Source organism: Aestuariibius insulae, assembly GCF_040783535.2.
In the GTDB taxonomy this organism is placed as follows: Bacteria; Pseudomonadota; Alphaproteobacteria; order Rhodobacterales; family Rhodobacteraceae; genus Aestuariibius; species Aestuariibius insulae.
Window position 1 is genome coordinate 534,860 of the sequence record NZ_JBFONW020000001.1, and the last position, 10,141, is coordinate 545,000.

Below are 10,141 nucleotides of genomic sequence, written 5' to 3' on the forward strand. Positions count from 1 at the left end.
CGATGGATCTTGCGACGCAATGGTGGGTGTGGTTGTCCGCAGCATTGATGCTCGGAATTCTGGAAGTCCTGATCCCCGGTTTCGTGGCTCTTGGCTTTGCCGCCGGAGCGTCGATAGTGGGTGTCTTGCTGGCCATTGGCTTCTTCAGCGGGTTGTCGCTGCCTTGGCTGCTGGTCATCTTCGCTGTAATCTCGCTGGCTCTCTACGTCGGGCTTCGACATTTCTTCAAGCTTGAGCGAGGACAGGTGAAGTACTGGGATCGCGACATAAACGAGTGACCGCTGGGTCGCTTACAAAATAAAGGCCGCTGCGGAGGGACACGCAGCGGCCTTTATTTCAAGCGTGATTGAGGGACTAGATCACGCTCATAATGGAAGCGCCTACGCCAGATTGACGGCAAGCCTGACGAGCAAGGGCTTCACGGATAAGGGTCGGCTCAGTTGTGAGAGGCGCTTCGAAACTGCAGGGATACCGATAAGTTACGCCGTTCTTCTCAATATCGACGCGGGCCTCGAAGGCGGAATTGCGGGCGTTGTAGCGGATTTCACCAAGGCTCAAGCTCATTTGACGGCTCCGATTTAGGCGAGTGATAAGGCTCGCAGATCTCGTTTCTGTCCCGCCAACGCCACAGCTTGCGAAAAAGTTGCGCGAATTGTGAGAGGTTTCTTCGAACTGCCTTGACAGGAAGGCCCAGGGCCGTGGTTGGCCTATTTGTTCGGTGAAAGCGCCTGAGGAGACTGCAGCTCCTTCTGAATGGTAATTGCCGCCGACTTCGGATCCGGGCTCCGCCAGACCGGTCGGCCAACAACCACATGATCGGCGCCTTCTGCGATGGCCTGGGCCGGGGTCATGATCCGTTTTTGATCGTCCAGATCGCTCCCGACGGGGCGAACGCCCGGTGTCACAATCAATCTGCCTTCCGCTTCGGGCAACCTGCGGATCGATCCCGCCTCCTGAGGCGAAGCGATGACACCATCGGCACCAGCTTCAAAAGCCCGGGCCGCGCGGATCTGCACGATCTCAGGAATGTCTCCATCCGAAATCAAGCCGGCATCAAGATCAGCGCGGTCAAGCGAAGTCAGGATCGTAACGGCGAGGATTTTCATCTTTCCTTTCGCCTGCGAGGCAGATCGAACAACATGGGGATCCCCGTGAACCGTGAGAAAATCCAGATCGAACTGCGACAAGCCGCGCACGGCCGCTTCGATTGTCGCTCCGATATCAAAAAGCTTCATGTCCAGAAAGATGCGCTTGCCGTGGTCGTCCTTGAGTTCCCGAGCGAGCGCAAGGCCGCCACCCGTCAGCATACCGAGACCAATCTTGTAAAAAGATACAGTATCGCCCAGCCGTGTAGCGAGCTCGAGCCCGGACAGAGCATCCGGAAGATCAAGGGCCACGATAAGTTTGTCTGACATAGCTGACCTCTCCTCTGCTCGACAGAGTGAGTGCCGGGGACGGCTATGAGCGTCAAGTGTGCGGAACCTCACACCGGGGCTGAGGTTGTCCTGCTGAATGCGAACCCGAGGGAGTGATCTGGATGGCAGGTATGGATTTGAAAACGACGCGCAATGACCGAGGGGTCAGCGTCTTTTGGATGATTCTGGGTCTGGGAATAGCGACACTGATCTTCATCGCCATCCTCCTCATGTTTTCTGAGAGAGACGCTGAGGTACAAAGCAACCCCGATCAAACCGAAGAGCCTGTTCCGCCGACCGGTGCCGGAACAAACCCTGACGGCACGGCCGATAAGGCGAGTGAGGGACTCGACGATACCGGAGAAGAGCAATCGATAATCGAAAACGGTGCGAACACCGAGCTTGACGAGGGTGTTCAGGGAGCCGGTGATGCGGCCGATCCTGGTGCCAATGACGAAGTTGGCGGCAATATCGCAGAGGATGCTCCCGATGAAGTGGCCGATCCGCCTGCCGAGCAACTCGAGGGAACCGGTGCAGAGATTGCGCCCGAAGCCAATGATGAGGGTGAACCTGTAGAAACAGACACCTCCGAAGAAAGCGCGCCAGCCGAAGAAGATGCGCAGACTGAAGAAGAGGATAGCTCTTCCGATGCGTCGGAAACGCAAGAAGACGCGACAGAAGGTGATGTCTCTGTCGATATGGAAGCGAGCACGGAAGAGACCGATGCAGCTGAATCCGAAGCCCCAGACAGCGGCGCTGCACCTGCTGCAGCAAATCCGTCGGTTCAGGAGAACGAAGAGGTCGAGGTAATCGATGGCATCGAAGCGCAAGGCACCACGACGGACGGTGAGCCTGTTCCGACCGAGCGCCAGGGATCCGGCGATACAACGCTCGAGCCGGTGATCGACCCAAATGATGGCGCCCCCACCGATCCCGATGGCGGTGCAGATCCGTTCGTCCCGACGCCGTCCGGTCCCGAAGGACGAGACGACGATCCACTGACCGGCCAGTAAAGCAAAGGGGCGAGCGGTATGTGGAGCCGCTCGCCTCATGGTCGCCTTGATACATCGAGGAAATAACAGCGATACTTATGGGCGTGGTCTGAGCTTCTCAGCATTGATCGGGCTCTGCCCCATAAGCAGCGATAGCTTTTTCGCCCTGTGGCCCTTGTGCAACGGTAGTGCTGATCCCATCTCTTTTCCGAAGGCTCAAAGGACCCGTGCCGCCAAGCGGGCGGGTGCTGCGATGAGCGCTTAGACAAGGAGAGTTAACATGAACTTGGAGAAGTTCACCGAGCGGTCGCGAGGGTTCGTACAGGCCGCCCAGACCATCGCAATGCGCGAAAGTCATCAACGGCTTGCGCCCGAACACCTTCTCAAAGCCTTAATGGATGACGAGGACAGCTTTGCCTCAAACTTGATCGCGAGAGCGGGGGGCAAGGCGGACCGGGTGCGGGATGCTGTTGATCAGGCGATTGGAAAGATCGCCAAAGTGTCCGGGGATGCCGGTCAGGTCTATCTCGACAGCGCTACCGGCCGCGTCATTGATGAAGCCGAAAAGGTCGCGAAGAAAGCCGGAGATAGCTTCGTGCCAGCAGAACGTCTGCTGACTGCGCTGGCGATTGTGCGGTCTGCCGCAAAGGATGCCCTCACCGCCGGAGGCGTGAGCGCCCAAAAGCTTAACGAGGCGATCAACGATGTTCGCAAGGGCCGGACAGCCGATAGCGCTAGTGCCGAGGATCAGTACGAGGCACTGAAGAAATACACGATGGATCTGACCGAGCGCGCCGAGGAAGGGAAGATCGATCCCATCATTGGTCGCGACGAGGAAATTCGCCGGGCGATGCAGGTTCTTAGCCGAAGAACCAAGAACAATCCTGTCCTTATCGGAGAGCCGGGCGTCGGTAAGACGGCCATCGCTGAAGGTCTTGCGTTGCGGATCGTCAACCGCGACGTGCCCGAGAGCCTGCGTAATAAGCGTCTGCTCGCGCTCGATCTGGGCGCCTTGATCGCGGGAGCGAAGTATCGCGGTGAATTCGAGGAGCGGCTCAAGGCGATCTTGTCCGAAGTCACTTCGGCTGCTGGAGAGATCATTCTCTTTATCGACGAGATGCACACCCTCGTGGGTGCGGGCAAAGCCGATGGCGCAATGGATGCGTCGAACCTTCTCAAACCTGCCCTCGCGCGGGGAGAGTTGCACTGCGTTGGTGCCACGACTCTCGACGAGTACCGCAAGCACGTCGAAAAGGATGCGGCGCTTGCGCGGCGGTTCCAGCCCGTCTTGGTACAAGAGCCGACCGAAGAAGATACCGTGTCGATCTTGCGCGGCATTAAAGAGAAGTACGAACTGCACCACGGTGTGCGGATTAGCGATTCCGCTTTAGTTGCGGCGGCGACGCTGTCGAACCGCTACATTACCGACCGCTTCCTGCCCGACAAGGCGATCGACCTCATGGATGAGGCGGCGTCACGGCTGCGGATGGAGGTCGATTCCAAGCCAGAGGAGCTCGACGCGCTCGACCGACAGATCCTGCAATTACAGATCGAAGCAGAGGCGTTGCGGCTCGAGGATGATCAGGCGTCGAAGGATCGGCTTGAAAAGCTCGAGAAAGAGCTTGCGGACCTACAGGAGCAGTCGTCCGAGATGACCGCCAGGTGGCAGTCTGAACGCGACAAGCTGGAAGGCGCGCGCGAGCTGAAAGAGCAGCTGGATCGCGCACGGGCAGAGCTCGATATCGCTAAACGGGAGGGCAATCTCGCGAAGGCTGGTGAGCTGTCCTATGGCGTTATCCCTGACCTTGAGAAGAAACTCGGTGAGGCCGAGAGCAGCGAGAGCGGCCTGATGGTTGAAGAGACCGTGCGGCCCGAGCAGATCGCGCAGGTGGTGGAGCGTTGGACCGGTATCCCGACCTCCAAGATGCTGGAAGGCGAGCGCGAAAAGCTGCTGCGCATGGAGGAAGAGCTGGGCAAGCGTGTGATTGGTCAGCGTCAGGCGGTCACAGCCGTCTCGAACGCGGTGCGCCGGGCGCGGGCCGGGCTGCAGGACGAGAACCGGCCATTGGGATCCTTCCTGTTCCTTGGGCCGACCGGTGTGGGTAAGACGGAGCTGACAAAGGCGTTGGCCGAATACCTCTTCGATGACGACAGCGCGATGGTCCGCATCGACATGTCAGAATTCATGGAGAAGCATTCGGTCGCCCGCCTGATTGGTGCCCCTCCGGGCTATGTTGGTTACGACGAGGGCGGCGTGCTGACCGAAGCCGTTCGGCGCAGACCCTATCAGGTGATCCTGTTCGATGAGGTCGAGAAGGCGCATCCAGAGGTCTTTAACGTATTGCTCCAGGTATTGGACGACGGTGTTCTGACCGATGGGCAAGGACGCCGGGTGGACTTCAAGCAGACTTTGATCGTTCTGACGTCGAACCTTGGATCGCAAGCGCTGAGCCAGTTGCCTGATGGATCGGATGCCGCAAAGGCGAAGCAAGATGTGATGGATGCGGTCCGGGCGCATTTCCGGCCGGAATTCCTGAACCGTTTGGATGATATGATTATCTTCGATCGTCTGACGCGGGATGACATGGATGGCATCGTTGAAATCCAGCTGGGTCGGCTCAAGGCACGGCTTGCGGGCCGCAAAATCGAGCTTTCGTTGGATGAGGGCGCGATGAAGTGGCTTGCCGATGAAGGCTATGATCCGGTCTTTGGAGCGCGGCCTCTCAAGCGAGTGATCCAACGTGCCCTGCAGGATCAGTTGGCCGAAATGCTGTTGGCTGGAGATGTATCCGATGGCGACACGGTTCACGTCATCGCAGGAGCCGACGGGCTGCTTGTCGGGGATCGCGTCTCATCCTCTAGCAGGAAGCCACCAGCAGATGCGGTGGTTCATTAACGAAACAAGAAAGCCCTGCCTCTCTGGCGGGGCTTTCTACTTCGTGGGCGCGGCCGTTCTTCAATACCGATGCAGGCCATCAAAATCCGCCTTCCCGATAGTCATTCCACCGTGACGAAGCCCGCCATAGGCCAGGCTGAGATGAAAGATCATGTTAGGAAGGGCAAAGCGGGCGATGTAATCCGCCACGTCCTGCCGCAACTGAGCATCGTCCGCTTGATGGGCAACCGGGTGAACCAGATCAGAGGCGGTTATTGGCGCGATGTGCTTGTGGACGTCTATCCGAAACGTAGCAAGGCTCTCGCAGGTATAGACTTCCGGTATCTCTGGAATGTCCATTCCCGCAGGAGGACAAAGGGCGCGTGCGGCGAACTGGATCGAAACGGCAAAATTAAAGCCTGTATCGAACATGTCCGGTGCGAGCCGGATCGCAAGCAAACGGTCGGTATCCTCTTCTTCGGAGAGACACGTCAGGATATCTCCGATCCGGTCGAGGTAATGCCGAACTGAAATGATGCTGGCTTCGGCAAATGTTGAGGGCATGGCAAAACCGAGGTCCTAGAGAACTACGACATTCTTTATCAGCTTTTTTCCAGAAACGAAGAAGGCCCGGGATTAGCCCGGGCCTTCGCTAATATTCCCTGTGCGGGCTTTAGCTTTCCGGCGGCAGGATCACTTGGTCAATCACGTGGATCACACCATTCGATGCCATCACGTCCGCGCTGGTTACGGTCGCATCGTTCACCATCACACCATTGTCGAGGTCGATCTCGACCGTGGCGCCATTGACGGTCTCGGGCGTCATGCCATCTTCGAGCTGCGTGGACTCAACGGAGCCCGGAACAACATGATAGGTGAGGATAGCGGCAAGAGCTTCCGGGTCGGCGAGCAGGCTCTCGACTGTGCCCTCTGGCAGGGCTGCAAATGCCTCGTCCGTTGGTGCGAAGACAGTGAACGGACCTTCACCCTTGAGCGTTTCGACCAGACCTGCAGCTTCAAGCGCCGCGGCCAACGTTGTGAAGTTTCCGGCCTCAACGGCGGTATCCACGATGTCCTTTTCGCCTGTAGTGGCGAACGCGCTTGTTGCGATGGCAGCTGCGGCGATGGTCGAAATATAGAACTTACGAAGCATTGTCGTCTCCTTTGTTAAGAGATGCTGAGTTACGCATCGAAAGGGTAACGCTCGAGATCCGGAAATGGATGTGTAAAATTTGCACACGATCAATCTTCGGGGCGATTTTCTGCCGATCCTCATGCGGGTCTCTGCTTGAGACTCTGACAGCTTCGTGAGGCCGCAGTTTAGGACTGACCGTTATGTCCGACGGTGCTTATATGAACGGGTTGGTCCGGGGGAGGACGCGTGATGATGCCAGCGATGGAGTTTGCCGGTGAGGTGCTGAGGTATCTCGCGCTCGGCTTTGTATTCTTTGTCGGGGTCGCCTGTGCTGTTATCATCGTCCTGTTCGTAATCGATCGACGCCAGCATGCAGATGCTATCCGCCGTAACTACCCGGTCATCGGACGCTTCCGGCACTTATTTTCGACACTTGGAGAGTTCTTCAGGCAATACTTCTTTGCCATGGATCGTGAGGAGCTTCCATTTAATCGGGCGCAGCGCGAGTGGATCAAACGCGCCGGAGAAGGCAAAGGAAACACCGTTGCATTCGGCTCGACGCGGAACCTTACAGTGCCCGGCACGCCCATCTTTGCCAACGCCGCCTTTCCGCCGCTCGACGATCAATATGCAAGCTCAGAAGCCCTGGTGATTGGTCCGGGATGCCGTGAGCCTTACACGGCCACCTCTATCTTCAACATCTCCGGTATGAGCTACGGCGCGATTTCAAAGCCCGCCGTTCGCGCCTTAAGCCGCGGGGCCAAACTGGCAGGATGCTGGATGAATACCGGTGAGGGCGGCTTATCCGAGTATCATCTGGAAGGCGGCTGCGACATCGTCTTTCAAATCGGAACGGCGAAGTACGGTGTTCGGAATGCACATGGCGGTCTGGACGATGCCAAGCTGCGAGACATCTCTGCGCATCCACAGGTCAAGATGATCGAAATTAAGCTGGCGCAGGGGGCGAAGCCGGGTAAAGGCGGAATTCTCCCCGCGTCAAAGGTGACGGCCGAGATTGCCCGCGTGCGCGGTATTGCAGAGGCACAGGATTCTATTTCGCCGAACAGGCATGACGGCGTCGACAACTGGGAGGATCTCCTCAATTTCACTGCTCATATCCGCGATGTCTCCGGGCTACCGGTCGGGATCAAGACGGTAATGGGCGATGCCGATACAATCAAAGGCCTCTTCGATGCGATCATAGCAAGAGGCGAGCAAAGCGCGCCGGATTTCATAACTCTCGATGGCGGGGAGGGAGGCACTGGAGCGTCGCCGATGCCATTGATCGATCTAGTCGGAATGACCGTCCGTGAAGCCCTTCCTCGGCTGGCTGACCTGCGAGATGAAGCGGGTCTCAAAGAGCGTATCCGGATCATCGCGTCAGGCAAGCTCGTCAATCCAGGTGACATAGCCTGGGCCATGTGTGCCGGAGCGGATTTCGTGACATCGGCGCGCGGCTTCATGTTTGCTCTTGGCTGCATCCAGGCTTTGAAATGCAACAAGAACACGTGCCCGACCGGGATCACGACACATCAGAGGCGGTTTCAAAAAGGGCTGGTCGTCGAGGACAAAGACAAACGCGTCGCAGCTTATGCCAGGGGGATCGTCTCTGACCTTGAGACGATCGCTCATTCCGTCGGCGTCTCTGAGCCGCGCAAGCTGCGGCGCGATCACATCAGAATTGTTCAGGCGGATGGAACTTCAAAACCGCTTTCGACGCTACATTCTCAGACCCACGCGCTGGAGGTCGGTTAAGTTCGACATACGTCAGCGAGACTTTTGAATGAGTCCGACCTATATCAAACCGAGGGCATAAAGGAGTACTCCAATGGCACGACGCTGGACGAACCGTCTGACCCGAGATGATGTGACGCCGAAATCGGCGTTCATGAACCGGCGTCAACTGATCGCCAGTGGTGTTGGTGCGAGCGCTCTGTCGATTGCGGGCGGATTGCAGGCGAGCGAGACGCTCGAGCCTAATACGTTCGAGCAGATTACGACCTATAACAATTTCTACGAGTTCGGGACGGGTAAGGACGACCCCTCCAAGAACGCGCATAATCTGCAAACAGAGCCGTGGTCGATCGAGGTCGATGGTCTTGTCGAGAACCCGCTCACAATCTCTTTTGATGAGATCGCGTCGGAATTCGAAACCGAGGAGCGGATCTACCGCTTCCGCTGTGTCGAGGCATGGTCAATGGTCATCCCTTGGAACGGCTTTGAGTTGGCCGATCTGCTGGACCGGGTCACACCATTACCCGAGGCGAAGTATGTCCAGTTCGAAACCGCTGTACAGCCGGAAAACATGATCGGGGTGAAGCGAGGCGTTCTGGACTTCCCGTATCGCGAAGGCCTTCGCTTGGACGAGGCCCGTCATCCACTGACGCTTTTGGCCACAGGGATCTACGGGGAACCTATGCCGAACCAGAACGGCGCGCCGATCCGCATCGTTGTGCCGTGGAAGTACGGGTTCAAATCGATCAAATCCATCGTGCGGATCACCTTTACCGAGGAAGAGCCTTTCACGACGTGGGTCGACCTCAATTCTCGTGAATATGGCTTTTATTCCAATGTTAATCCAACCGTGGATCACCCCCGCTGGAGTCAGTCGACCGAGCGTCTGATCGGTGGCGGGCTGTTCAATGCGCGTCAGGACACGTTGATGTTTAACGGATATGAAGAAGAAGTCGCGAGTCTTTACGAGGGTATGGATCTGACAAAGCAATTCTGATGGCCGTCGCCGACCGGATAAACCAAGGCGCGCGAAAGATGCCGATCTGGCCGCTTTACCTCCTCGCTCTCGCCTATGCGGGATACCAGTTCTGGCTTGGACTGTCCGGAGTTTGGGTCGAACCCATCAACACCTTGGAACGTCAGTACGGTGAAGCGGCGCTGACCATGTTGATCGTCAGCCTGACTATCACACCAATACGGGAATACCTGCGGATCAATCTGATCAAGTTCCGACGCGCTCTTGGGCTAATTGCGTTCTTCTTTGTCGTCGCTCACTTTCTGGTCTGGGCGTTGCTCGACGTGCAGAGCGCAAGTCGCGTATGGGCTGACATCGTCAAACGGCCTTACGTGACGGTCGGAATGGTGGGGTTCGTGTTGCTGATCCCGCTTGCGGCAACATCCGCAAACCGCATCATACGCAAAATCGGCCCAATTCTTTGGCGGCGGATCCATAGTTTGGTCTATCCCGCCGTTTTGCTTGCATGTTTGCACTATCTTTGGCTGGCAAGGGGTTTTCAGATCGAGCCCATCGCCTACCTCGTTATAACGATTGGATTGCTCGTCCTCCGGCTAAAGCCGGTGAAAAGACGCGTCGCCGCCTGAAGGAGAAATTGGAATGAACCGTTTGATATCGGCCGGTATGGGGCTCTCGCTCGGAGTAATGGCAAGCATGGCCACCTCTCAGGAGGGGGAGGGTTTACAGGGCAATGTCGGCCAAGTCTCAACTCATATGGGCGAGATGAGTGTCACGATGCCTAACGGTGAAGACGCGGTGCAGGATCGCCTACGGTTCGAGCCGTTCCAGATGGTCGAGGAGCTGTTCCTAAGAGATGATATCGTCTTCTTGATGCGCCACGGCCCAACCGATTGGAGCTTTTTGGATAAGAAGGACGTCGACCCTACTGATTGCGAAAATCAGCGCATCATGAACGAGGAAGGCCGCGCAGCGATGCGGGCGCTCGGAACGCTCTTGGCCGCAAACGAAATTCTA

The 10,141-nt window shown here is 57.3% G+C and carries 11 protein-coding genes (1 of these 11 only partly in view); 7 read left to right on the top strand and 4 right to left on the bottom strand.

Annotation, left to right across the window (positions count from 1 at the left end):
* Window positions 1–2 precede the first annotated feature (2 nt).
* Window positions 3–278, top strand: coding sequence for an NfeD family protein (locus AAD018_RS02555; RefSeq protein WP_367313695.1), 276 nt, complete (start codon window positions 3–5; stop codon window positions 276–278).
* Window positions 279–354: 76 nt separating this feature from the next.
* Here AAD018_RS02555 and AAD018_RS02560 read toward each other — a convergent pair whose 3' ends face one another.
* Complete coding sequence (locus tag AAD018_RS02560) at window positions 355–564, bottom strand: orotidine 5'-phosphate decarboxylase (RefSeq protein WP_367313694.1); 210 nt, start codon at window positions 562–564, stop codon at window positions 355–357.
* A 143-nt stretch (window positions 565–707) separates the two neighbouring features.
* Window positions 708–1,415, bottom strand: a complete 708-nt coding sequence (pyrF, locus tag AAD018_RS02565; RefSeq protein ID WP_367313693.1) for an orotidine-5'-phosphate decarboxylase — start codon at window positions 1,413–1,415, stop codon at window positions 708–710.
* 131 nt (window positions 1,416–1,546) lie between these two features.
* Between pyrF and AAD018_RS02570 the strand changes: the two genes are divergently transcribed.
* Together AAD018_RS02570 and clpB are read left to right on the top strand one after the other, a co-directional pair.
* A complete protein-coding gene (locus tag AAD018_RS02570) occupies window positions 1,547–2,428 on the top strand; it encodes a prolipoprotein diacylglyceryl transferase (RefSeq protein ID WP_367313692.1) in 882 nt (293 codons plus the stop codon).
* Between the two features lie 259 nt (window positions 2,429–2,687).
* Entirely contained in the window at window positions 2,688–5,303 is a 2,616-nt protein-coding gene (gene clpB / locus AAD018_RS02575) for an ATP-dependent chaperone ClpB (protein WP_367313691.1), read from the top strand.
* 60 nt (window positions 5,304–5,363) lie between these two features.
* Here clpB and AAD018_RS02580 read toward each other — a convergent pair whose 3' ends face one another.
* Entirely contained in the window at window positions 5,364–5,846 is a 483-nt protein-coding gene (locus AAD018_RS02580) for a DUF1993 family protein (protein ID WP_367313690.1), read from the bottom strand.
* A 109-nt stretch (window positions 5,847–5,955) separates the two neighbouring features.
* Complete coding sequence (locus tag AAD018_RS02585) at window positions 5,956–6,435, bottom strand: fasciclin domain-containing protein (protein ID WP_367313689.1); 480 nt, start codon at window positions 6,433–6,435, stop codon at window positions 5,956–5,958.
* Between the two features lie 243 nt (window positions 6,436–6,678).
* On the opposite strand from AAD018_RS02585, the gene AAD018_RS02590 reads away from it, so the two are divergent.
* The 4 genes from AAD018_RS02590 to AAD018_RS02605 form a co-directional block, all read left to right on the top strand.
* Window positions 6,679–8,172 (top strand): FMN-binding glutamate synthase family protein, encoded by a 1,494-nt coding sequence (locus tag AAD018_RS02590; protein WP_367314215.1) that lies wholly within the window; start codon window positions 6,679–6,681, stop codon window positions 8,170–8,172.
* Window positions 8,173–8,245: 73 nt separating this feature from the next.
* Window positions 8,246–9,148 (top strand): protein-methionine-sulfoxide reductase catalytic subunit MsrP, encoded by a 903-nt coding sequence (gene msrP, locus AAD018_RS02595; RefSeq protein ID WP_367313688.1) that lies wholly within the window; start codon window positions 8,246–8,248, stop codon window positions 9,146–9,148.
* Window positions 9,148–9,753, top strand: coding sequence for a protein-methionine-sulfoxide reductase heme-binding subunit MsrQ (locus AAD018_RS02600; RefSeq protein ID WP_367313687.1), 606 nt, complete (start codon window positions 9,148–9,150; stop codon window positions 9,751–9,753). Before msrP ends, AAD018_RS02600 begins: the two co-directional genes overlap by 1 nt.
* A gap of 13 nt (window positions 9,754–9,766) precedes the next feature.
* Window positions 9,767–10,141: the start of a SixA phosphatase family protein gene (locus AAD018_RS02605; RefSeq protein WP_367313686.1), read on the top strand. Its footprint extends 426 nt past the window's final position; only the first 375 of its 801 coding nucleotides appear in the window; the start codon lies at window positions 9,767–9,769; its stop codon lies off the right edge, out of view.

What these genes read in the sequence shown, in the direction of transcription:
- AAD018_RS02555 (WP_367313695.1), top strand. Translation starts at nt 3, where the DNA reads ATGGATCTTGCGACGCAATGGTGGGTGTGGTTGTCCGCAGCATTGATG.
- AAD018_RS02560 (WP_367313694.1), bottom strand. Translation starts at nt 564, where the DNA reads ATGAGCTTGAGCCTTGGTGAAATCCGCTACAACGCCCGCAATTCCGCC.
- pyrF (WP_367313693.1), bottom strand. Translation starts at nt 1,415, where the DNA reads ATGTCAGACAAACTTATCGTGGCCCTTGATCTTCCGGATGCTCTGTCC.
- AAD018_RS02570 (WP_367313692.1), top strand. Translation starts at nt 1,547, where the DNA reads ATGGATTTGAAAACGACGCGCAATGACCGAGGGGTCAGCGTCTTTTGG.
- clpB (WP_367313691.1), top strand. Translation starts at nt 2,688, where the DNA reads ATGAACTTGGAGAAGTTCACCGAGCGGTCGCGAGGGTTCGTACAGGCC.
- AAD018_RS02580 (WP_367313690.1), bottom strand. Translation starts at nt 5,846, where the DNA reads ATGCCCTCAACATTTGCCGAAGCCAGCATCATTTCAGTTCGGCATTAC.
- AAD018_RS02585 (WP_367313689.1), bottom strand. Translation starts at nt 6,435, where the DNA reads ATGCTTCGTAAGTTCTATATTTCGACCATCGCCGCAGCTGCCATCGCA.
- AAD018_RS02590 (WP_367314215.1), top strand. Translation starts at nt 6,679, where the DNA reads ATGGAGTTTGCCGGTGAGGTGCTGAGGTATCTCGCGCTCGGCTTTGTA.
- msrP (WP_367313688.1), top strand. Translation starts at nt 8,246, where the DNA reads ATGGCACGACGCTGGACGAACCGTCTGACCCGAGATGATGTGACGCCG.
- AAD018_RS02600 (WP_367313687.1), top strand. Translation starts at nt 9,148, where the DNA reads ATGGCCGTCGCCGACCGGATAAACCAAGGCGCGCGAAAGATGCCGATC.